A 23,361-nucleotide genomic window follows, 5' to 3' on the forward strand; every position below is an offset into this window, starting at 1 on the left:
GCCCAAGACCTTCGAGGGTTTCGACTTCTCCAGGATCCAGGGCCGGGACGCGGCCGCGCTGGGCAAGCTCCCGTCGCTGGCCGACCTCTACGCGCACCGCAACGTCGCCTTCGTCGGGCCCGGCGGCATAGGGAAGACGCACCTCGCACAGGCCTACGGGCGCGAGTGCTGCATGCGGGGGCTCAAGACCTACTACATAAAGGCGACCGAGCTCAGGGACAGGTTCCAGAAGGCCGTCCAGCGGGGAAACACCTCGCGTGTCGTCTCCTCGCTCGTCAAGCCGTCGTGCCTCATCGTTGACGAGGTGGGAAGATGTGTCTACGACAGGCCGTGCACCGACCTGTTCTTCGATGTCGTCGACAGGCGCTACGAGAAGGAGGGGCCGAACGCGATGGTCCTTACGAGTAACATCGCCCCGAGCGGGTGGGATGAGTTCTTCACGGGCGACGACACGCTCCTCTGCGCCCTCGACAGGCTGTTCGACAAGGCGTCGGTGTTCGTGATGCGGGGCCCGAGCTACCGCGGCAGGGGGCTTGACGCCTACTCGGTGGAGGCCGTCCCCCAGGCGGTGAAGGTGAGGGGGATCCAGCCCGAGGGGATGTAGGAATGCGATAGGAAAGTCATAGATGCGGGCGTGTTGGCTAAAATGGGTCGGCCGGGATTGGTCAATCTCGGCCGACTATATTTGGCTAAATTATTCCGACGCTAACAAGGTCCGGCACGGCAAACTGCACGTAACCCCTCTGTGGTGCCTGAATAACCTCTCTTTGTAGCAACTTGGCTCTAATAGAGCTGATCTCATTGGTCTTTTTACCCATGCGCTTAGCAATCTCGGACGATTTAGTCTGCTGCTTATCCTCGCACATGGCCAAAAGGTATTTGATATCGTTGAGCCCCAGTCCAGAAATCGCGGGCTCGTGAACAACATCGTGAAAACGGGCCTCTGCCAGCGCAATACCTTCGGTTACGTCGCGCTCGCTCACAATGGCACTTTTAGCACGATGCAAGTTGGCGCGCTGCCAAATGGAATAACCGACCAGTTGCACCAGATAGGCATAGCCCTTAGTGGCCTTAGCGGCTCTCGACAGAAGATCGTCCTCTATGGTCAAACCAGTCGCGACAAAGCTATCGCCCATAGAGAGCGCTACCTCCACCTGGTTGATAGGCGCCAGATCTTCGGGGAGGGCACGACGCAAGAACGTAAGCGCCTTGCCGTTAATAAGATCCATAACGCCGGCGGGTAAGCCGGCAAAGGCAAGTGCGATATCTACTTATATCGGATAATATCGAGTTATATAAGCGTGTATAAACTTATCGCGAAAGTATCGACCTTTCGTAATTCGTCTTAATAAGTAGTCCAACGTTACTTTCTTCCAAGCTCGTAGCGAAAGAAAGTTAAGGACTTCCTAAAAACCATTGCCTTAGACCGAGAAATACTCGCTCTCGCTGCTAAGATTCGACCCCAACCACGGATCGCCCGTCAAGAAGAGCTCCGGCCAGCGCTTCATGAACAGCGCCTGCTCGCGCTTCCAACGACACATCTTTTCCTCGTTGGCCTCTTCCCTGCCGCGCGAGGTGAACTCGTAGTGGTACAGCTCGGCATAGGGCGTAAAGATGGTGCAGTAGCCCGCCTCCCACACGCGCAGGCAAAAATCTGCATCGTTAAAGCCGACGGCGAATTCCTCGTTATAGCCTCCGACCTGCTCAAATACGTCGCGGCGGACCATCTGACAGGCGCCCGTCACGGCACTAAAGTTACCGGGGCGCACAGCGCGGGCAAGATAGCCCTCGCGCTTAGCCGAGAAGTCCTGATTGGCATGAGCAAGTGCGCCGCGCACGCCAACCAAAATGCCAGCGTGCTGCACCAGATGATCGGCAAAATAGAGCTTGGCACCCACCACGCCCGCATCGGAACGCTGCAGATAACCCATCATCTCTTCAATAAAGTCCGAGCTTATGACCTCGGTGTCGTTGTTCAGCAGCAGCAGGTAGTCGCCCTTGGCGTGCTCCACACCAAAATTGATGATCTGGGAGTAATTGAACTCGCCCGGCCAGTACACAACGCGTGCGTCACCCTTGCCTTCGGATGCTGCAGCCACGCGCTCCGGCAGGGTTTCGTAATACGCAAACGTCTCCGGGGCCTCGCTGTTGTTCTCCACCAAGACGATCTCGTAATTGGTATACGTGGCCTTCTGGGCGATCGACATCACGCAGGCATCGAGCGTCTCAACGTGGTCCTTGGTGGGGATCACAATACTCACCAGCGGCGCAGACTCCGGCAGCGCATAGCGCATGCGGTAAACAAACGGCGTCTCGGTCTCCTCGACCGCTCCATGAACGCCCAGTGCGTTAAAGTGGCGCTGAAGCGCAAGGCGCCCGGCCTCAACCGCATACGGCTTGCTATCGGCAGAACCGTCGGCGGTGGAACCAGGGTGTACGCGCCAGTGATACAGCACGTGGGCAATATGCTCAAACCGTGCGCCCGATGCAAGGCAGCGAAGCGTCAGATCATAATCCTGGGCGCCCGCGACGTCTTCTGGCGACATGCCAATGCGATCGATAAGCGCCTTCTCCACCATCAGAAAATGCGTCACGCAGTTATGGCTATAGAGCAGGTCAACGTTGAGGCGCGTCTTAAAGACCGGCTGACCCCACTCCCCCGTTTTCTGAAACATGTCCTCGTCACAAAACAGGACCTGCGGACGCTCCCCCTCTGCCGCCTTGTTCAACGCGGCGACATAGCGGAACAACGCATCCGGCTCCAGAATATCGTCATGGTCCAAAAATGCGATGTAGTCGCCCGACGCCTGTTGAATGCCAGCGTTGGTGTTGAGCACAATGCCGCCGTTGCCAGGCAGCTCAATACGATGAACCCGCTCGTCATTGGCGGCGGCCGCAAGCTTGGCCACCGCATCCCATTCGGGCGAGGCGTCCATAAGCAGCAATTCCCAGTTGTCATAGCTCTGGGATACCACAGAGTCCAGCAGCTCACGTAGGTAAACCTGATCGGTCTTATAGCACGGCACCACAATGCTCACGAGCGGTCGGTAGGCGAATGCCGCCGCTGCAACGCACTGACACGCCAAGTCGCCCGGCTTCGCGCGATGCTGCTCAAACCAGCGTCGATAGGCCGCGTCATCCGCACGCGCATCTTTCATGCGGTTCCAACTGTCGTCGACCATGCCATTGTACAGACGACCATCCATGGCGCAAAATCCGCTCTGGGTTAGGCCCGTGGGATCAGCCGCAATCGCGACAAAATCGCGTATATCCTCGGGCATCTCAACGCTCAGATACGTTTTATTGACGCGACATCCGTTTTGCTGGAGAACATCGACCTGCGACTCAAACACATGCACGGTGGCATCAATCGCATTCATGTGCGTATCGAAGATCTGGAGCCCAGGGACGCACTGGGGATCTCCCGCCCACTTGACCTCATAGCGCCAGACAGCGCCCTCATCTGCCGGTAAATAACGAACGGCATCGATCTCGTAGCGACCGCAGCACTCGCCGCGCTGCGCATCGCGAACGAGCGCGCACATCGCAGACTTTGCTTTGTAGTTAATCTTAGATTCCAGCTTGGCAATACAACTATCAAGGCGAATGGAGCCCAGCCTTTTGCCGCCGGGCGCAAATGAGACATCAATTGTAGAGCCGTCCATAAACGGAAGCACCAAAACGACGAGTTCGCGCTCATAATCGGCAACGGAGGGACAAAGCGCAAGCACGCGGCCATGATCGACCGGCAGTGCCAAAGACGGCACGCAAGCGCGATTGGTCGTCGCGCGAACAAAGGCCTGGGAACCCTCCTGCTCAATAAGCCCCGCGATATCCTGGCCGACAAAGCGAAGCAGGACAAACAGACGACCCTGACTGCGGCAAAGCGCCAAACGCTTGATACTCATCTACACTTCTCGCTTTCCCAGAGCGTTCGCAGCCATGCGCTTGCACGCGCCCAGGCGCCCAAACCTCAAGACGTCGTAATCGAACATGAGTTTTTTGCGCGAACGAGCAGCAGGAGCCTTACCGACAAGCGCCGCACGCACCATAGCAGCAACAGAAGGAGCGCATTGTGCGAGCGCAGCATCGCTGCCCACGGCAGAACCGGCAAGCGCCGTGGCAACGGCAGCAAACACCTTGCCGCAGTCCGTACCCAACAGCCTGAGCGCATCGTACAGCACCAGATCGCAGAGGAAGTACGCCAGGTCATCGGCATGCTGGGCATCGAGACCGTCGCGTTGCCAGTCAGCCAGCACCGCGGAGTAAATCTTCACGTGCTCCAGCAAGCGCGTCTCGTCGTCGTAGCGCATGGTGTCCATGAGCGAACCTTTGCGTGCCACGCGATAGTCGTACAGCTTGTTCGAGATAAGCGCGGTCTTACGCGAACGACCGTACACGGCAAAATCGAAGACCTGGTCCTCGCCATACCTAACGGTTTCATCGAACACGATCCCGCTACCCAGCAAAAAAGCGCGCTTGCAAGCGGTGCGCCATGCAAAGGGGCGAGACGCTTCCTTAAACAGCAGGTCGGAGCTATAGCCCACAAACGACACGTCGCGAGGGCTCAACACATAGTTAAGCCACGGATACCCCGCCTCCAAGGGATACGGATTTGCGCCAAAGGTCAAAACGTCGCAATCCTCACGCTCAAAGGCATCGACGATCACACGGCATGCATCGGGCGTAAAGCGGTCGTCGGAATCCAAAAACGCGACGATAGGCGCCGTGGACGCAGCGATACCCGCATTTCGGGCGCTCGACAAACCACCGTTGGGCTTATCGACCAGCTTAAAGCGCGTATCCTTTTCGCAATAGGCAGCGGCGATGTCGCGCGAACCATCCGGCGAGCCATCGTTAACCAGCACACCTTCCCAATCGGACATATCCTGCGCGAGCAGGGAGTCCAGGCACCATGCCAGGCATTCCTCCACCTTGTAGATGGGAACGACAACGGAAATCTTTGGGGTAGCCATGGTCACGCGCTCCTACTGTGCCGTCGGCACGTCATCGGGATGCGGGTTATCACCGTAGGTACGCTGATACGTCAGCACACGCCAAACCAGCGGCAGACCGCCAATCTTAAAATAATGCTTAAACGTATTGAGCTTGCCCGGCTTCTTAAAATCAAAACGCGAATCGATATAAGCACGGGGCGACTTGATCATCAGTCGCAAATCGGTCTCGCCGCGCGGATCGAAGAGCGACAGGTCAAAACGACCGGCATCCCAGTCGGCCTTGAGCTCGGGAGATGCCTTCTCCCAAAACTGCTCGCGCAACTCATCAACCAGGCGCTCATCATTCCAGCGATACGTATCGACCTTCATGCGCATTAAAATGCCCTGAAGCCGAGCCTTAAGCTCGGGGCGTTCATCCAAAAAGCGCTGCATCTCGGCATATTCGTCGCACACGCAAAACACCTTGTTGGGCGAATTAACGGAGCTCTTCTCGTTATCCTGGCGATAGCACAAAATGGGGTCCGCAATAAACGCGGCACGCTCGGCGCATGCCCAGACCTTAAAGTTAAAACCCGCATCCTGATACGAGGCACCCGGCGTGGGAAGGAACCGAATCTGATTGGCGTTGAGGAACTCGCGTCGATAGATGGCAGACCAAATGGAAGGCTTGCGGTAGAAGATGCCCGGGCGATCGACGGGGCGATACGCGGCGCCCGTCATATGCTCGTCGATAATCCCAAACAGCTCACGGCGCTCGCTGGGCGCAGACCAGTACAAGTAAAAGTCGCCCTTAACGACATCGGCATGCTCAGCGTCGGCCTTGGCGACCAGCTTTTGGAGCGAATCCTCAAACATAAAGTCGTCGGACTCAAGGATGCCCACGTACTCGCCGCGTGCCATCTCCAGGCCGCGATTCATCGAGTCGCCGTAGCCGCTGTTGGCCTTGTCGATCATCTTTACACGGGGGTCGCGCTCCATGTACTCGCGGATAATATCCGGCGAGCTATCGGTAGAGCCATCGTTGATGCAAATGATCTCAATGTCCTTGAGCGTCTGCGCCACGGCGGAATCGAGGCACTCGCGCAGGTAGCGCTCAACATTGCAGATGGGAACAAGCAGCGAAACTTTAGGGGTATCAGAGTTCTGCAAGAGAACCTCCTGTTGAATAGCGTGTAACAGGGTTATTTTAGCAGCCGAGTTGCGGCGGGCGGCAGCGCCCAGAATTAGATAAAGCGTTCAAGGCAGGCCTTAAGACCGCGGGTCGAAAGATAGAACAACGTGGCGTCTGCCATCGAAACGCCCGAGGTCGCCACTACGAGCTTTTGGGCAACACGGCGAACGGCGCCCTTAGCAGGCATATCCGCCCACTCCGATCCCAAAAACGTCGTGAAATCCATATTGACGCGACCGGTCACGCGACGGAAACCATCGGCGTCCAAGCGCGCCAGGTCGAACACAATGAGGTCCAAAAACCAAGTGATCAGCTCGCCGGGACACAAGTCCAAAAGACCGTAGGCAGCCCAATCCTTCAAGACCTCCTCGAGCATCCTCATATGGGCGTCGAGCTTTTTAGCGCGGGCCTCGGCGCTGTTGAACTCGTGCGTTGCCGAGTCGTTCTCCATCACGTAGTGGTAGAACTTGTCCGGCATGACAACGGTCTTGCGGGCAAGCGCATAGGCCGCAAATTGGAAGACGACGTCCTCGCCCAAGGCCAAGCCGGGAGCAAAGCGAATGCCTTCGCGATTGAGCAGCTCGCGCGAAAAAGCCGCACGGCACGCATACGGCTGCGCATTCGCATGGAACAGCAGCTGGGGATCACGAGCGCCGAAGGTACTAGCTTTGGGACCCATGAGTTGCTGGACGCGTTTGGGTGCGGCGTCGGACGGCTCGCAGACGCCGCCAAAAACGGCAACCTCGGCATCCGACGAGGCCATGGCCTGTAGCACGCGCTCGACTGTCTGGGCGTCGATGTAATCGTCGGCGTCCACAAAGAAGATGACCTCGCCCTCGGCCGCATCGATACCGGCATTTCGAGCGCACGAGACGCCCGCGTTTTCCTGGTCAATCACCAGCACACGGTCGTCGGCCTGCGCAATTTGACGCAAGACGCTTAGCGTGCCATCTGCGGACCCGTCGTTAACGCAGATAACCTGAATCGAGCGCTCCGACTGCGCCAAAAGCGAATCGAGGCATCGCTGAATGGAGCGCGCCGAGTTGTATACGGGAACGACAATAGTCGCTTTGGGAATCGAGGCCTCTCCCATTTCGCCTACCCCCTCAGCGATTCGATAAGGAAGGCGGCGACCACGCCTGGGCCTCCAACCGAGGCGTAATACTTAGCACGCCCCAAGGCACCATCCGTCGCGAAACTCGGATGTTCGTCAACCCAGCCCTCAGGATCTTTGAGGATGGCAGCGAGATTCGCGCGCTTCCACGGCTTGAGGTCGTCCAGCGAAAACTCCCCCGCGTCCAAGGCCGCCTGAAATTCCTTGGCCATCTGCACCAGGAACTCCTTATAGAACTTAGGCGCCAGGCGCACGTAGTTCCACATGTACGAATCGTACTTAATGAGCTGATTGAACTTGAGCATGCGGGCGACGTCATCACTTGCGTGATCGCGGGCATAATCCTCTCGGATCCAACGCTCGATCTCGGCATACTCGGTATTGACGCAAAAGACCTTGGCCGAAGAATTGACCGAAGAGCTCTCGTTGTCCTGACGATACGAAAGCACGGCATCATGCAGGTAAATAGCCTTATCGGCACACGCGATCACCTTAAAGGCGAATGACGTGTCCTGAAAGGATGCCCCCGGAGTCGGCAGGAACTTGATGCCGTTGCGCTCAAGAAAATCGCGGCGGTACACGGCCGACCAAATCGACGGCTTCTGCTTAAAGAACTGCGTCGTGTCGCTCGGATGCACCGGCTTGTCACAGTCCCTTGCCTTAAACATCTCGTGCAGCGAGCGGCGCTCCTCGGGCTTAGACCAGTAGAAGTCAAAATTCGCCTTCGCAAAGTCGGCGTTACTGCTCTCGGCTGCCAAGACCAGCTTCTCCAGCGCATCAGGCGCCATAAAGTCATCGGACTCTAGAATGCCCACGTACTTGCCGCGCGCCATATCGAGCCCGCGGTTCATGGAGTCGCCGTAGCCGCTGTTGGCCTTATCAATCATCTTCACACGCGTATCGCGCTCCATGTACTCGCGGATGATATCCGGCGAGCTATCGCTAGAGCCGTCGTTGATGCAAATGATCTCAATGTCCTTGAGCGTCTGCGCCACGGCGGAATCGAGGCACTCGCGCAGGTAGCGCTCAACGTTGTAGATGGGAATAAGCAGCGACAGGACGGGGCTGCCAGAGGAATTAGTAGACAAATGTGCTCCTTAGGAAATACCTGTCGTTAATGGTATCAAAGGGTCGTCCCGCCCGCGGGCGTTTATATAATCTATGGAGCCTCTTACGGGCAAAGCAGCCCCACGCCACTCGTCGCGCACATATCAGGTTCCTGCGTTTTATTCAAACCTTGCCAACATGGCGCAGCGACCCTTTACAATAGGTGCCGTCCAACGGACGCATTCGATAGCTTCCGCGCAGCGCTCGCCCGCCGCGCGTGAAAGGATATATTCCCCATGACTTCTACCCTTCCCGCCCCCATCGACAAGCTCGCCATCGTCGTCGTTACGTACAAGCGCCAGGAACTCCTGGCCAACTTGTTCGACTCCATGACCGAGCTCACGGCAACGCCTTGGCGTATCGTGATCGTCGATAACGAAAATTCGCGCGAGACCGAGGCCATGTGTGCCGCATTCAACGAGCGCCTCGCCAACCTGTGGGGCATCGACGCCGATCAGCCCGACGCGCAGGGCGGAACCGACCGCGTCATCTACGCCCCGCAGCTCGAAAACGGCGGCGGCGCGGGCGGCTTTTCCGCCGGCACCAAATGCGCCTACGACCTGGGCGCCCAGTGGTTTTGGGTCATGGACGACGACGTGCTCGTCATCCCGGAGGGCATCGAGCGCCTGGCCAAGTGGACCGACCGCTACGACGTCATCCAGGGTTCGCGCCTGGACTTTGACGGCGGCGCCTTCTTTTGGCAGTACCAGCTCATCCTTTCGCTTGGTATCCCCAACCCCATCGCTAAGTGGGACCTGGGCCCCGAGGGCTACCGCGCCATGAACCAGTTGTGCTTTGAGGGTGGCCTGTTCTCACGCCGCGTTGTCGACAAGATCGGCCTGCCCGATGCGCGCTTCTTTATCTACGGCGATGACGCCTGCTATGGCTATGTCGCCAGCCAACACTTCCCTGCCGTCGTAGTCGCCGATGTGGTGCTCAAGCGCGCCCGCGCCGTCTCCAACTGGGATATCGCCGGCAAACGCCAGCTCAACTCCACCAGTGACACCAATCGCTACTACATCATGCGCAACCGCGGCTACTTGGCCCGCTACATGCAGATCTACGGTGATTACCACCCCATTTTGTTCCGTTTGGGCAATGTGGCGACCTTCTGCAAGGAGTTTATCCGCCTTGCCGCCGTCGACAAGTGCTTTAAGACCGGCATTCCGGCGCTGCGCCGTGGCATGAAGGATGCCCGCAAGATCGTACGCGACCCCAACTGGAAGCCCATGCCGCCCATGAAGGAAACCGAGTAAAGCCGGCCCTCCTATAACTTCTGACATGAGACGGCAACTCGTTGTCCATCAAAGCCAAACCCCCAACGCACGCGGCCCACGGCAGGACGTGGCACGCGAATGTCGTCGAGACCGCTCCGCTCGATATCGAGCAATGCCTGTACTGACAGAAGCTCTAGGCCCAACGCATCGACATCGGGGTCGTACAGCATGCTGACCGAGATAAGCGGGCGGCTATCCAATATGCCAAGTGTATCCACCGCATCAAAGGTATTGGCGGTTGGAAATACTTGGAAACCCCCAAACTCCGAACCGTGCGCTCGTTTTGTAACGGGATCGGCATACCCAGGCAACCCAAAACAAAGACCCTGCAGTGCCAAACGAAAAGCCAGCAGCAAATCCGACACGTCTCCATCGACGCCCAAGTCATTAATAATTACGCCCAAAGCTCGCCTAACTGCACGCTCGTCCCCGCGGCAAAGACCCTCTTGGAAGTCATCGATAGTCTCGGCACTCTCGGCAGCGCACTCGAACCATTCGATAATCACAAGACGCAGCGCATACCGGAGTTCGTTATTGGGAAGGCGCAGGGCGCGGGGCAGACTGCCGTCCGTCTGGTGATCGGTCGCATCTGTCGTCAGGAGTCCACTCAAATACAAATCGGTCCAAATACCTTCCGCTGTCCCGGCATCAGGCTTCACGGCGTCTATGCACAGCGGCGCCTCAACACAGCCATACGGATTAAGCAAATCAAACATTGCCGCAAGCCATCTCAAATCCCAGGCGCCCACAGTCTCGTTCAGACAATCGGCATAGCAACATAGATCAAAGCGCGTTGGCGGCAGGCAGCCCCGAGCCAAGAACTCAACCACACGAGCCGAGTTCGAACAATAGAACCCGCCAAACCGGTAGCCTTCGAACCATTCGCGCGCGCAAGCCAGTCTGTCGCTCTGACCAGTGCAATCTAGCAGCGCCCTGTTTTCGGCATCCGAAAAACCAAACCAGCGATCGCACCAGCTCGACAAGGGAGAAGCCAAACAATACGGGCAGCTGCGATGCGCAAGTGCCGCCTGTGCGGGGCCGGGTCGCTCCCCCATCAAGCAAACCAGCCGCAAAGAATCGATCGAGGAGACAATGACGTCAAAGAGCAGGCGGTCAAGCAACTCGACAAACCACGAGCCATAGGCGCCCTTCGCCTGCATATGATTCGTAAACGCCGCGTCATACCCATCAACCAGCAGCACAACCTGTTCATCACATGCCATACGGAGGAGCTCGATTAACACGCCAAGAGCCGAATCGATTTCATCAGAACCGGCAACACCGCGCGCTACGCGCTCGATATGGCGCACGTCGCCGCGCGCTAAATCGGGAACGTCCAGCAGCGGCAACAGACGAGCGCACTCACGAGCGACGACATCGCGCATGGCGGCCTCGGCATCGGCGCCTCGATAGGAGGAAGTAGAAAAATCCAAAACAATGACCGGATAGCGTGCATACTCATCACGATAGATGCCATCTTCTGCGTCCCATATTTGGCTACCGATGAACAGATTCACGCTCGACGAGCCGGGCACAGGACGCTCCAGATAACATTTGAGCATGGAGAGGTTCATACTCTTGCCAAAACCATGAGGCCGACAACAGAGCGCCACAGTCGATTCGCAATCTAAGATATCGGCAATAAACATGGTCTTATCAACTAAAACACAATGATCGGCGGCGTCGGCAAAATCATGAATATCAATCGGCAGAACAGCATTTCCGCCGGGATTGAGCAACTTTACGTCAAAGGTGTTATCAATATCATACATTGCCTGTTCAGACACCGTTTTATCTCCCCTTTTATAATAACGATGCCATTTTAGCGACCATCTTGATAACAATTTTATTGTTCAACAAATGATTCGGGTAACGGTAGAAATGACTCCATAAGGGGGGCATAACAAAACGATTCGCAACAAATAGGGGTCCGGTGCTATCGCATCGGGCCCCTATTTGAATCGCTAAGGCAAAACGCTCGCTGAGAGCCTACTTTTGGGCGTCTTTCTCCGCAGCGTCTTTGTTTTGCTGATCAAGTTTATACTTACCGCTCACAATAGACGTAGCGCCCAATGTGGCCAAGCTCGCGCTGGCAAGGCTCGCCATCAAAATCAAGTCACCCGTCTTGGGCATGCTGCCCTTAGAGGACTCAGTCGTCGTGGCTGAGGCAGTCACAACCTTGGTCTTACCCTGGTTCTTGTCGGCGCCATCATCAGCCAGGCCCTTGGACCCATTGTCGTCCGCGTGCTTGCCATCCTTACCAAGGCGGGGATCTTTCGATTCCGCACCGTCGACTTCCGTGCCCTTGTCGGAATCAGACCCCTTAGAACCCTCGTCCTTCGAATCGCCCTTAGCTTCTTCGGTCTTTTCCGTAGCGCCCTGGTCGGAGCCATCCTTCTTGGAAGACGAGCCGCTGTTGATGCCAGACATCAGCGAGAAGCCAAACATGGAGCCAAGCTGTTCGCTCGCAGAGGGTTTGCCATTCGTCGACGAGTCGCTCGAGCCGGCAGTCGATCCACCGGCGGAAGAACCAGACCCTGCCGCAGCATCTGCGGAATTCGAAGGCGAGGCAGACCCCGCGCTGCCGGCCGAAGCGACATCGCCATTTCCATCGCTTGCTCCGGCATCGTTCGAAGGAGCATCGACGGTATCCTCGTCAGCACCATTGGTATCGGCACTAGACCCAGAGGGAGCAACGGGAGCGGCGGGCACCTGGCTGGGTGCCGGAGTCACGGGCTCGGGCTCAGGCTCGGGCTCAGGCTCGGGCTCAGGCTCGGGCTCGACCGGCGGCGTCGCCGCGGCCTCGTCCTCGGTAATATAGACCAGGCAATCCTTAAGCTCGTTCTTGTAACGGTTCTTCCAGCCCTCGTGATATTGCGGCTGGCTCGAGTACTTACGGGCAACGTTATTGACCACGCTGCTGGAAAGCGCCGTCACAAATTCACGGTCGGTCATATCGTTTGTAAGATTTGCCCAGCGGAAAAAGTCCTGGCAGCCATAGGTGCCGCACATGTTGGTGATGCTCCACACCATACCCTTGACGCAATCGGCGCGGCCAGAGATATCAATACCAAGCGCGCTCTTGAGCCAGGCCTCGGTCACCGCGTAATAGGAGTTGTATGCATATGAATCTTGCAGCGCCGAGAACTCAGCCGGGTCGGCGTTATAGGCGCCCTGGAAGGCCTCCTGTGCAATGCGGCCCAGCTCCGTCAGCTGACCGTTCGAATACATGGGGTTGCTTGCGTTGGAGATATCGCTCCCGCGGTCAATTGCAGACTTAAGCATGCCGTACTTGGCAGGATTGTAGTTATAGACCTGCTTCATAAACGGGACGAGCGACCAACGACGGTCGAATTGGTAATAGCCCAGCGCGTTATAGCCGTCGCCATACGAAAAGCCCTGGTTATAGTTGCCGTGGCTCTCATACTTGGTAAAGTACTTCATCTCGCTGGTCACATTGACAAACGAGACGCCTTGGACCGACCTCAGCACGCCCGAGAAAGACTGCTGGGTATAAAGGCCCTTATCGATATCGGTGGCATCCGAGGCAACGCCCGGCGTGGGCTCATCCGCAGCAGCGGGCGTGGGCGCGGAAACGGCGCCAAACGAAAGAGCCAGCGTCAATCCGGCAACAATCGCAGAATTCTTGGGCTGCATAAGATCCTCCTTGCATTGGTGTAGTTAAAGTGCAGTTTGCAAAGATAGATTTAAGTATCGCAGCAAGACCGATGTCGTACAACAGCAACTCGACAAACGGTAACGCCCTCCGCGAAATCTTGAGGAATTGCGCTCGAGTTACAGCTTGATATCGAAGTTAATCTCGGGCACGGCCGCCAAGTCGGCCAACGTCACGCCGTCGACGTACTTTTCAATCACGTCGTCCAGACCGCGCCAGAACTTCACAGTAGAGCACAGATCGCTGCGAGTACAGTTGTTGTCGATGCCATCGCATGCGACGGGCGCCGTGCTGCCCTCGACGGCACGCAATATATCGCCGGCACGCACCTCGGCCGGGTCCACGGCCATCATGTAGCCGCCGCCCTTGCCGCGCATACTCTTGAGCAGGCCCGCCTTCATAAGCGGACGGACCAGCTGCTCCAAATACTTTTGCGAAATATGCTCACGGTCGGCAATCTCGCGCAGGGCGATTTTGCCCTCGGCGTCACCGAGCGCCGCGATATAAATCATCAAACGGAGGGCATAGCGGCCCTTAGAAGAAATGAGCATACCTACCCTCCCGGTGCGCTTGAGAAAAAATCATCAGCAGAGTTTGCCCCAGATGCCAAGCGTGTGGGACAGACGATCCCGACTATTATGTCCCACATCTGAAAAGTCGAGTGGATTAGTCGGGTTTTCCCTTGACTAACGCCGAACCCATAGTAACTTTATTCCGAGAAGATTCCTAGGGTTTAGTACACCTATGAGTACACCATAAACAGAGAGGGACAGCATGAGCGCAAATCCGCTGCTTTCCATCGAAGGTCTGACCGCCTCCGTGGACGAGAAGACCATCCTCCACAACGTCAACCTCAACGTCGCCGCCGGCGAAACCCATGTGCTGATGGGGCCCAACGGCGCCGGCAAGTCCACCCTCGGCCACCTGGTCATGGGCGACCCCGTCTACACCGTGCAGAACGGCCGCATCGTCTTTGACGGCCAGGACATCACCGAGCTCACCACCGACAAGCGTTCGCGCGCCGGCCTGTTCCTGAGCTTCCAGGCTCCGGTCGAGATCCCGGGCGTGCCGCTGTCGAGCTTTTTGCGCGCCAGCATCGCCGGCCGCCCCGGCCTGGAGATGAAGGGCAAGGAATTCCGCCGTCGCGTCAAGGAGCTCGCGGCCGAGCTCAACATGGATACCGCTTACCTCAACCGCGAGCTGGGCGTAGGCTTCTCGGGCGGCGAGAAAAAGAAGGTCGAGATGCTCCAGCTTCTGCTGCTGCAGCCCAAACTCGCCATCCTGGACGAGACCGACTCCGGCCTGGACGTCGACGCCCTGTCCACCGTCAGCCACGGCATGGACGCCTACCGCAAGAGCTGCAACGGTTCCATGCTCATCATCACGCACAACACGCGCATCCTGGAGCACCTAGATGTCGACCGCGTCCACGTTATGGTCAAGGGCCACATCGTGCGCGAGGACGACGCCTCGCTGATCCCCTGGATCGACAAGAACGGCTTTGAGGCCTTCGAGCGCGAGGCCGCCGAGCAGCGCGCCCAGGCCGAGGCAGCCGCTGCCGAGCAGCAGGCGTAAAGGGGCGACGCAATGACCAAGAACCGCACCGAGGTCGCGGACATCGACCGCAGCCTCTACGACTTCACCTATGGTGAGGAGGGATTCGAGCGCCTCGACGCCGGCATCACGCCCGACATCGTGCGCGAGATCAGCGCCAAAAAGGACGAGCCGCAGTGGATGCTCGACCTGCGCCTCAAGTCCCTCGAGATTTTCAACCGTTTTCCCGACCCGACGTGGGGCCCCTCCATCGAGGGCCTGGACATGGACAACATCGTCACCTACGTCAAGCCCAACACCGACCAAAAGCACGACTGGGAGTCGGTGCCCGACGACATCAAGAACACCTTTGAGCGCCTGGGCATCCCCGAGGCCGAGCGCAGCTACCTGGCGGGCGTCGGCGCGCAATACGACTCCGAGCTCGTCTACCACAACATGCAGGACACGGCGTCCAAAATGGGCATCGTCTACTCCGGTATCGAGGAGGCCCTGCACGACCCGCGGTGGGAGCCGCTCATCCACGAGAAGTTTATGACGCTCATCCCGCCCACCGACCACAAGTTTGCGGCCCTGCACGGCGCCGTATGGTCGGGCGGCTCGTTTGTCTACGTGCCCAAGGGCACCAAGCTCGATTTTCCGCTGCAGAGCTACTTCCGCCTCAACGCCAAGGGCGCCGGCCAGTTTGAGCACACGCTCATCATCGTCGAGGACGATGCCGACCTGCACTTTATCGAGGGCTGCTCCGCGCCCAAGTACAACGTGGCCAACCTCCACGCCGGCGCTGTGGAGCTCTTTGTGGGCAAGCGCGCGCACCTGCGCTATTCGACCATCGAGAACTGGTCCAAGAACATGTATAACCTCAACACCAAGCGTGCGCGCGTGGACGAGGACGGCGACATCGAGTGGATCAGCGGCTCCTTCGGCAGCCACGTGGGCTACCTCTACCCCATGAGCGTGCTCAACGGCCGCCGCGCCCGCTCGAGCTTTACCGGCATCACCTTTGCCGGCGCCGGCCAGAACCTCGATACCGGCTGCAAAGTCGTACTCAACGCGCCCGATACCTCGGCAACCGTCGAGACCAAGGGCATCTCCAAGAGCGGCGGCATCCAGACCTTCCGCAGCTCCATCGTGGCCACGCCCAAGGCCGAGGGCTCCAAGGCAACCGTGAGCTGTCAGTCGCTGATGCTCGACGACCAAAGCCGCTCCGATACCATCCCCGCCATGGACATCCGCGCCAAGAATGTCGACATCGGCCACGAGGCCACCATCGGCCGCATCGGCGACGATAAGGTGTTCTACCTGATGAGCCGCGGCATCTCGGAGGAAGAGGCCCGCACCATGATCGTCAACGGCTTTGCCAACCCGGTCTCCAAGGAGCTGCCGCTGGAGTACGCCGTCGAGATGAACAACCTGATCAAGCTCGAGATGGAAGGAGCGATCGGATAATGAAACAGACCATCAACACGCCGAACGCATTTACGTCATCCGAGCTTCTGCAGTGCGACGTATCGGGAGCGACGAGCCCGACGACGCGTACTAAAGGTACGCGAGGAGGGTCGGAGCCCCGAGACGGCGTGCTGCAGGAGATCGGGGGCGTCAACGCGATGCCGGCCGCCACATGGGGCTGGCTCAAGATGAACCAGACTAAGCTCGAGCTTTCGGACGAACTTGCCTCCGCTCCCGCCGAGGCCGTTGAGGTCGAGGGCCTGGACGAGCAGATCCATGGCGCGGCCGACGCCTTCGACGCCGCCATGGAGGCCATGGCCGAGCGCTTCCCCGAGCGACGCACCTCAGCCCCCGGCGACGCCGCCGACCGCGCCCGCATCACACCCGAGACCGAGCTCGACGTGCCCGCCACTTCCGTCTACCAGGCCGGCGCCATCAAGCTCGAGGAGGAACTCTCCCCCGCCGAGGCCTTCGAGACCGGCATGGGCGAGGCCGCCTACACCTATCTGGCCGACCATGCCACCAAGCGTATCGTCATCGACGTGCCCGCCTACGGCCGTGCCACGGTCACCGTGCGCGTGAGCGGCGTCGATGCCGCGGCTGCCATCGCCGCCATCGATGTCGTCGCCCGCCCGCAGGCAACGCTCGACCTGCAGATCGCCCTGGACTCCCCCGTTACCGGCGAGGGCGTCGTGGGCTCCGTGCTGCGCGTGTGTGCTCACGAGTACGCCACCGTCAACGTGACCTGCACGCAGACGCTCGACGATAGCTGGATCGCGCTCGACGACACCGGCCTGTTCCTGGACGAGGGCGCGCGCGTCAACGTGCAGCACACCGTACTGGGTGCCGGCGCCAGCGCCACCGGCCTTGCCGGCGACCTGCTGGGCGACACCGCCAAGGTGACGATCGATACCGATTACCTGGGTGCCCGCCAGCAGGTACGCGACTTTAACTACGAGCTTCGTCACCGCGGCCGCAAGACCGAGTGCGAAATCGATGCCAACGGCGTGCTGACCGGCACGTCCAAGAAGGTCTACCGCGGCACTATCGATCTCGTGCATGGCTGCAAGGGTGCCGTCGGCACCGAGCGCGAGACGGTGCTCTTGGCCAACAAGGGCGTCGACAACAAGACCGTTCCCGTCATCCTCTGCGACGAGGACGACGTCGCCGGCAACCATGGCGCCACCATCGGCCACGTCCGCGACGAGCAGCTGTTCTACCTCGCCTGCCGCGGCCTTGACCAAAATGCCGCCGAGGACCTGTTCATCCGTGCCAAGCTGGAGGACGCCGCACTTTCCGCCGCCGACGAGCGCACCCGCGCCGCCGTCGTCCGCCTGGGCAACAACCTGATCGATAACTTTGAGGAGGAGCTCGCATGATCGACACCGAGCACGTTAAATGCGATACCTGTACTGCCCCCGAGCCCATGGAGTTCGACGCCAGCGATGAGGCCTCGCGCGGCTGGCCTACCGTCGACATCGAGACCAACCCCTACAAGGCGCAGTTCCCGCTGTTCCAACAGCACCCCGAGATCGCCTTCCTCGATAGCGCCGCCACCGCGCAGCGCCCCGCCTGCGTGCTCGACGCCGAGCGTGACTTCTACCAGCGTATGAACGCCAACCCCCTGCGCGGCCTGTACTCGCTGTCCGTCGAGGCCACCGAGGCCATCGCGAAGGTGCGTCAGCAGATCGCCGATCTCATCGGCGCCTCCCAGGCCAATGAGATCGTCTTCACCCGCAACACGAGCGAGTCGCTCAACCTGGTCGCCAAGAGCTTTGCGCCCACGGTGCTCGAACCCGGTGACGAGGTCGTCATCACCATCATGGAGCACCACTCCAACCTGATTCCGTGGCAGCAGGTCTGCCGCGAGACCGGCGCCAAGCTCGTCTACCTCTACCCCACCAAGACCGGTCAGCTCACGACCGAGGAAGTGCTTGCCAAGGTTGGCCCCAAGACCAAGATTCTGGCCGTGGGTCAGGTCTCTAATGTGCTGGGCGTCGAGAACCCGGTCAAGAATCTCGGCAAGCTCGTGCACAAGTACGGCGGCTATCTGGTCGTCGACGGCGCGCAGTCGCTGCCGCACATGCCGGTCGATGTGGCCGATCTGGGAGCCGACTTCTTTGCCTTTAGCGCGCACAAGGCCATGGGCCCCATGGGCATCGGTGTGCTGTGGGGCAAGATGGATCTGCTCAACGCCATGCCGCCCATGCTTACCGGTGGCGAGATGATCGATTCGGTCACCGAGCAGGACGCCGCCTGGGCGCCCGTCCCCGAGAAGTTCGAGGCCGGCACGCAGGACGCCGCCGGTATCTTCGCCACGGGCGCGGCGCTTGATTACCTGGTCAATACGGTGGGCTACGAAAACATCCAGGCACGAGAGCAGGCACTCGTCCACTACCTGATGGGCGAGCTCATGCAGCTCGACTTTGTCCAGATCATCGGCTCCATCTATTGGGACAACCACCACGGGGTCGTGAGCTTTAACGTCAAGGGCATCCACCCTCACGACGTCGCGAGCATCATGGACATGGACGGCGTCTGCATCCGTGCCGGCCACCACTGCGCGCAGCCGCTGCTCACCTGGCTGGGCGTCGAGAACCTTGCCTGCTGCCGCGCCAGCGTGGCCTTCTACAACGACAAGGCCGATATCGATAAGTTCATCGCCGGCCTGTATCACGTTTGGAGCACGTTCAATGGGTAATCTGTACACCTCCACCACGTTTATGGAGCACAACTCCCACCCCGACTACAAGTACGAGATGGATGCCCCCACGCACGAGCACGACGGCATCAACCCCAGCTGCGGCGATGAGCTCACCCTGCAGCTGCGTGTCGAGAACGATGTGATCGAGGAGGCCTCGTTTACCGGGCACGGCTGCGCCATCAGCCAGGCCAGCGCCGACATCATGGCCGACCTCATCACGGGCGAAACGGTCGAGGAGGCTCGTCGTCTGGCAGGGCTTTTCCTCGCCATGATCCGTGGCGAGGAGCTCTCCGAGGAAGACCTGGAAGACTTGGACGAAGCCGCTCAGCTCCAGGACATCTCACACATGCCCGCCCGCGTCAAATGCGCCGAGCTCGCCTGGCGCACCCTCGACGGCATGCTCGAGGGTCAGGCTAACCAGTAACGGATGCCCCGAATCCAAGGTTTTTGATTGCCGAGCCGCCCGATACGGGCGGCTCGGCTTTTTCATAACGAGCGCACGCGCAGCCACGCTTCCGGCGCCCAATCTGTCATTTATCGCACGGCCAACCGCAAGCACAAGCGTTTTTCACAGTACCAAAGGCTTGCCACAGGGCCACGGGGCACGCCGAGCAAAACGCCAGGCACCGTCCTACTAGGCTCCGGCTCGCCTCCTGCCTGCCGCAGACGGGTCCCATAGGGTGCGGCGTGCATTTTTGCGAGTATTCAGCACGCCAAGCTATGTGCATACAAATCACGAGCATAAATTAGCGCCTTCGGGCGCGTATATATTGCGTTTTAGAACAGGCATTACGGTCTACGGGGACGCAAACGCGTGCTTCGGGGCGTATTGGCAGACAAATAATTGTCTCGGGGCCCGCAAGTTGCAAGGTTATAGCAGTTCCGACAGCACTACGATGCTGAAAACTCCGCTTTTTGCACGGCGTGGACGGGGGTAGGCACGGGCAAAACCGGACTGAGCTATTGTTTTATGCAAGACGGCAATCATTCTATGCATATTTAGAAGTGTAGTTAACGTCCAAGCATTTAGAATGATGGTCCCAGTGGGCAGACAGCCCTATCCCAGGCTGTCATCAGTCCGCACCGCCGTTCGAGCACGGGCGCGCGCAATACGAGAAGCGGTACTTTTGCTTATCCCCGTATACCGCTCAATCTGGCGCACCGTAAAACCAGCATCGTGCAAGCCAAGAATAACGATATTGCGCTGCGCCGGCGGCGCCGCTTTAACCCCCTGGAGCGCAACCCCGCATCCCTTCGCCAACTCGTCGGCAAAGGCGCGCCGCCCCAACTCCATCTCTACTAAATCGCGCATCGCCGGATCTCCTCCGTCGGGCATCGAAAGCGAATAGGCAATAAAGGCTTTGGCAGAACCAAAAAGCTCAAGCACGCAAGAAGGATCGGAAAATCCCCTCATAGCATCTGCCTCGTCACCGTCGTAAACGCGCAGATGCTCCGCAAAGCTGCTCCAGGGATACCGCTCAATTAGGTTGATGCCCGCATCCTGCGGATCGGCGTGAACGGAGCGAACAGCCTCCATCACCTGCCGGTCGGTATCGAGCGAACAGCGCTCAAAACGTTCCCGGAACAGGCAGCCCGAACGCCCGGTACGCTTATTAAACCGACGAGCATACGTCAACAGCAGGCGTTGCATGGCTGCACTCATGTTGTCCTCATAATCCAAAAGTACCAGATCCACATGGTCGCCCATGAGGCACCACGCCACAATCGTTACCTGGGCATCGCGGCAGCAGTCGCGCATCAGCTCCAAAAACTCCCACCGGTCCTCGTCGCTCTCAAAGATCAGCTGACTGCCCATACCGCGGGCACAGACATGGTAAAAACCGGTGATCGTTTTCCAAACACGCTGCATGGCGCTCCCTTCGCCGGGACCTGCTTACTATCCAATACATCACGATTGAAACGTGCCATCAAAACATTCACGCAAAATGGCATCCGTCGACGGTAAAAGGCGGCAAACCAACGGCGAATGGCATCATAACCACAGGCTAGACACCGCAACATGGACAAGAACTAACCAAAAACTTGACCAAAGCTGACCCCCTATAACGTATCGCATAACCGCAACCAAGCTTGTTAAATCGTTTCAATTGAAAGTTCCGCGCTTCTCGTTACGAAAACTGCGCCGTTCGCCGAATATTCCGTGCATTTCGCGGTATTATAGGGGTTGCATGTCATGTCCCTTTCGAAGGGTCGCCCGGCAATCACCAGCCACGACCTCCAGACGGGACGCCAACACGATAGAGAGGAGAGGCATGCAGTACTCACAGGAAGTGGAGAACATGTGCCCCGTTGCCAAGGGTGCATACCACGGCCCCGCACCCATCCCAGAGGAGGGCAAGTGGGTCCAGGCTAAGGAGATTTCCGACATCTCCGGTCTTACGCACGGTGTGGGTTGGTGCGCACCTCAGCAGGGCGCCTGCAAGCTCACGCTGAACGTCAAGGACGGTATCATCGAGGAGGCCCTCGTTGAGACCATCGGCTGCTCGGGCATGACCCACTCTGCTGCCATGGCTTCCGAGATCCTTCCCGGCAAGACCATCCTCGAGGCCCTCAACACCGACCTCGTCTGCGACGCCATCAACGTTGCTATGCGCGAGATCTTCCTGCAGATCGTTTACGGCCGCAGCCAGACCGCGTTCTCCGAGGGCGGCCTGCCCGTGGGCGCCTCCCTCGACGACCTCGGCAAAGGCCTTCGCTCTCAGGTCGGCACCATGTTCGGCACCAAGGCCAAGGGCGCTCGTTACCTCGAGCTCGCTCAGGGCTACGTCACCCGCATGGCTCTCAACGACAAGAACGAGATCATCGCGTTCGAGTTCCTGAACCTCGGCAAGTTCACCGACGCCGTCAAGGCCGGCAAGACCCCCGAGGAGGCCATCGCTGGCGCCATGGGCCACTATGGTCAGTGGGAGAACGCTGCCAAGTACATCGACCCGCGCACCGACGAGGAGACTCACTCCGTCGCCAGCGTGTTCCCGGTTCACGAGTAGAAAGGGAGGGAAATAACTATGACTGTTACGTTCGAAGGTTACGAGCGCCGCGCTGACAAGATCAACAAGTGCCTCGCCGACAACGGCATCGCCTCCCTCGAGGAAGCTCTGCAGATCTGCACCGACAAGGGCTTCAACCCGCGTGAGATCGTCAACAACACCCAGTCCATCGCCTTCCAGAACGCCGAGTGGGCCTACACCCTCGGCTGCGCTCTCGCTGTCAAGCGTGGCGCCAAGAACGCTTCTGAGGCTGCCGCCATCATCGGCGAGGGCATCCAGGCCTTCACCGTTCCCGGCTCCGTCGCCGAGGACCGCAAGGTCGGTCTGGGCCACGGCAACCTGGGCGCTATGCTGCTCTCCGACGACACCGAGTGCTTCGCCTTCCTGGCCGGCCACGAGTCCTTCGCTGCCGCTGAGGGCGCTATCGGCCTGGCTCTGAACGCCAACAAGGCTCGTAAGAAGCCGCTGCGCGTTATCCTCAACGGTCTGGGCAAGGACGCCGCCCAGATCATCGCCCGCATCAACGGCTTCACCTACGTGAAGACCCAGTTCGACTACTACACGGGCGAGCTCAAGGTCGTCGAGACCATCCCCTACTCCGATGGTCCCCGCGCTGCCGTTAACTGCTACGGCTCCGACGACGTCCGTGAGGGCGTTGCCATCATGTGGCACGAGAACGTCGACATCTCGATCACCGGCAACTCCACCAACCCCACGCGCTTCCAGCACCCCGTCGCTGGCACCTACAAGAAGGAGCGCATCGAGGCTGGCAAGAAGTACTTCTCCGTCGCCTCTGGTGGCGGCACTGGCCGTACCCTGCACCCGGACAACATGGGCGCCGGCCCTGCCTCTTACGGCATGACCGACACCATGGGCCGTATGCACTCCGACGCCCAGTTCGCCGGTTCTTCCTCCGTGCCTGCGCACGTCGATATGATGGGTCTCATCGGCATGGGCAACAACCCCATGGTCGGTGCCACTGTCGCCTGCGCTGTCGCCGTCGAGGAGGCCCTCAAGGCCTAATCGCGCCCGCGCGATGCTCATATAGTTGAGCTTTGGAGCCGCTATCCACCCGGGTAGCGGCTCTTTTTTATTCCAAAACAGCCAATCGCTTTGGATTGCTCCACGAAAACGGCCCATCTACTACGTTTAACCCGCGCAGGTCGACCATAGCCGGGTTTTTGAAAATCAATAAGCCGTCTACCTGCGGTTTTAATTTTGTAATTCTCGGTATGGTTGGGGGTGACCGCTCAGACGTAGTAGATAGGCCCATTTCGTGGCGAGCGGATCGACCCGAGGCGCAGGACAGCTCGTAAAGCCCCGTCTCAAATTGACTACTCCAAAAT

19 protein-coding genes are annotated in these 23,361 nt (G+C 59.0%); 9 read left to right on the top strand and 10 right to left on the bottom strand.

The annotated features are described in order from the left end of the window. A partial coding sequence (locus ACQRAQ_RS04815) for an ATP-binding protein (RefSeq protein WP_427794098.1) occupies positions 1 to 604 on the top strand: 604 nt, incomplete at its 5' end. A gap of 85 nt (positions 605 to 689) precedes the next feature. Here the strand turns inward: ACQRAQ_RS04815 and ACQRAQ_RS04820 are convergent. The 6 genes from ACQRAQ_RS04820 to ACQRAQ_RS04845 form a co-directional block, all read right to left on the bottom strand. Further along, on the bottom strand, positions 690 to 1,229 hold the full coding sequence (locus ACQRAQ_RS04820) for a hypothetical protein (protein WP_427794099.1): 540 nt from the start codon (positions 1,227 to 1,229) through the stop codon (positions 690 to 692). 192 nt (positions 1,230 to 1,421) lie between these two features. Then, the gene (locus tag ACQRAQ_RS04825) at positions 1,422 to 3,908 is read right to left on the bottom strand and encodes a glycosyltransferase (RefSeq protein WP_427794100.1); all 2,487 of its coding nucleotides are present in this window, start codon (positions 3,906 to 3,908) and stop codon (positions 1,422 to 1,424) included. Further along, positions 3,909 to 4,976, bottom strand: coding sequence for a glycosyltransferase (locus ACQRAQ_RS04830; protein ID WP_427794101.1), 1,068 nt, complete (start codon positions 4,974 to 4,976; stop codon positions 3,909 to 3,911). A 12-nt stretch (positions 4,977 to 4,988) separates the two neighbouring features. Further along, the gene (locus tag ACQRAQ_RS04835) at positions 4,989 to 6,107 is read right to left on the bottom strand and encodes a glycosyltransferase family 2 protein (RefSeq protein ID WP_427794102.1); all 1,119 of its coding nucleotides are present in this window, start codon (positions 6,105 to 6,107) and stop codon (positions 4,989 to 4,991) included. A 74-nt stretch (positions 6,108 to 6,181) separates the two neighbouring features. Beyond that, a complete protein-coding gene (locus tag ACQRAQ_RS04840) occupies positions 6,182 to 7,222 on the bottom strand; it encodes a glycosyltransferase family 2 protein (RefSeq protein WP_427794103.1) in 1,041 nt (346 codons plus the stop codon). A 5-nt stretch (positions 7,223 to 7,227) separates the two neighbouring features. Further along, on the bottom strand, positions 7,228 to 8,331 hold the full coding sequence (locus ACQRAQ_RS04845; RefSeq protein WP_427794104.1) for a glycosyltransferase: 1,104 nt from the start codon (positions 8,329 to 8,331) through the stop codon (positions 7,228 to 7,230). A gap of 255 nt (positions 8,332 to 8,586) precedes the next feature. Here ACQRAQ_RS04845 and ACQRAQ_RS04850 point away from each other — a divergent pair, with 255 nt between their 5' ends. Next, entirely contained in the window at positions 8,587 to 9,606 is a 1,020-nt protein-coding gene (locus ACQRAQ_RS04850; RefSeq protein WP_427794105.1) for a glycosyltransferase, read from the top strand. A gap of 11 nt (positions 9,607 to 9,617) precedes the next feature. On the opposite strand, the gene ACQRAQ_RS04855 is transcribed toward ACQRAQ_RS04850, so the two are convergent. From ACQRAQ_RS04855 to ACQRAQ_RS04865, 3 genes are all read right to left on the bottom strand, one after another. Next, entirely contained in the window at positions 9,618 to 11,414 is a 1,797-nt protein-coding gene (locus tag ACQRAQ_RS04855) for an AAA family ATPase (RefSeq protein WP_427794106.1), read from the bottom strand. A gap of 202 nt (positions 11,415 to 11,616) precedes the next feature. Beyond that, positions 11,617 to 13,284 carry a hypothetical protein gene (locus ACQRAQ_RS04860; protein WP_427794107.1) on the bottom strand — a complete coding sequence of 556 codons (1,668 nt, stop codon included), beginning with the start codon at positions 13,282 to 13,284 and terminating at the stop codon, positions 11,617 to 11,619. A 138-nt stretch (positions 13,285 to 13,422) separates the two neighbouring features. Beyond that, positions 13,423 to 13,854, bottom strand: a complete 432-nt coding sequence (locus ACQRAQ_RS04865) for an RrF2 family transcriptional regulator (protein WP_427794108.1) — start codon at positions 13,852 to 13,854, stop codon at positions 13,423 to 13,425. A 223-nt stretch (positions 13,855 to 14,077) separates the two neighbouring features. On the opposite strand from ACQRAQ_RS04865, the gene sufC reads away from it, so the two are divergent. From sufC to sufU, 5 genes are read left to right on the top strand one after another with little or no spacing between them, the layout of a single operon-like run. Then, complete coding sequence (gene sufC / locus ACQRAQ_RS04870; RefSeq protein WP_427718800.1) at positions 14,078 to 14,878, top strand: Fe-S cluster assembly ATPase SufC; 801 nt, start codon at positions 14,078 to 14,080, stop codon at positions 14,876 to 14,878. Positions 14,879 to 14,890: 12 nt separating this feature from the next. Then, positions 14,891 to 16,303: a Fe-S cluster assembly protein SufB gene (gene sufB / locus ACQRAQ_RS04875; RefSeq protein WP_154518287.1), complete on the top strand. Its 1,413-nt coding sequence runs from the start codon at positions 14,891 to 14,893 to the stop codon at positions 16,301 to 16,303. Beyond that, positions 16,303 to 17,682 (top strand): SufB/SufD family protein, encoded by a 1,380-nt coding sequence (locus tag ACQRAQ_RS04880; protein WP_427794109.1) that lies wholly within the window; start codon positions 16,303 to 16,305, stop codon positions 17,680 to 17,682. The genes sufB and ACQRAQ_RS04880 overlap by 1 nt, the downstream gene beginning before the upstream one ends. Continuing rightward, positions 17,679 to 19,004 (top strand): aminotransferase class V-fold PLP-dependent enzyme, encoded by a 1,326-nt coding sequence (locus tag ACQRAQ_RS04885; protein WP_427794110.1) that lies wholly within the window; start codon positions 17,679 to 17,681, stop codon positions 19,002 to 19,004. The genes ACQRAQ_RS04880 and ACQRAQ_RS04885 overlap by 4 nt, the downstream gene beginning before the upstream one ends. Then, complete coding sequence (gene sufU, locus ACQRAQ_RS04890) at positions 18,997 to 19,431, top strand: Fe-S cluster assembly sulfur transfer protein SufU (RefSeq protein ID WP_427718807.1); 435 nt, start codon at positions 18,997 to 18,999, stop codon at positions 19,429 to 19,431. The genes ACQRAQ_RS04885 and sufU overlap by 8 nt, the downstream gene beginning before the upstream one ends. A 633-nt stretch (positions 19,432 to 20,064) precedes the next feature. On the opposite strand, the gene ACQRAQ_RS04895 is transcribed toward sufU, so the two are convergent. Beyond that, positions 20,065 to 20,877, bottom strand: a complete 813-nt coding sequence (locus ACQRAQ_RS04895) for a transposase (RefSeq protein ID WP_427794111.1) — start codon at positions 20,875 to 20,877, stop codon at positions 20,065 to 20,067. A gap of 403 nt (positions 20,878 to 21,280) precedes the next feature. On the opposite strand from ACQRAQ_RS04895, the gene ACQRAQ_RS04900 reads away from it, so the two are divergent. Continuing rightward, a complete protein-coding gene (locus ACQRAQ_RS04900) occupies positions 21,281 to 22,015 on the top strand; it encodes an iron-sulfur cluster assembly scaffold protein (protein ID WP_006235554.1) in 735 nt (244 codons plus the stop codon). An 18-nt stretch (positions 22,016 to 22,033) separates the two neighbouring features. Further along, complete coding sequence (locus tag ACQRAQ_RS04905; protein WP_154518278.1) at positions 22,034 to 23,038, top strand: GGGtGRT protein; 1,005 nt, start codon at positions 22,034 to 22,036, stop codon at positions 23,036 to 23,038. The last annotated feature ends 323 nt before the right edge of the window (positions 23,039 to 23,361 follow it).

The sequence above is a fragment of the Collinsella sp. SGI.178 genome, assembly GCF_050313495.1.
Taxonomy (GTDB): Bacteria; Actinomycetota; Coriobacteriia; order Coriobacteriales; family Coriobacteriaceae; genus Collinsella.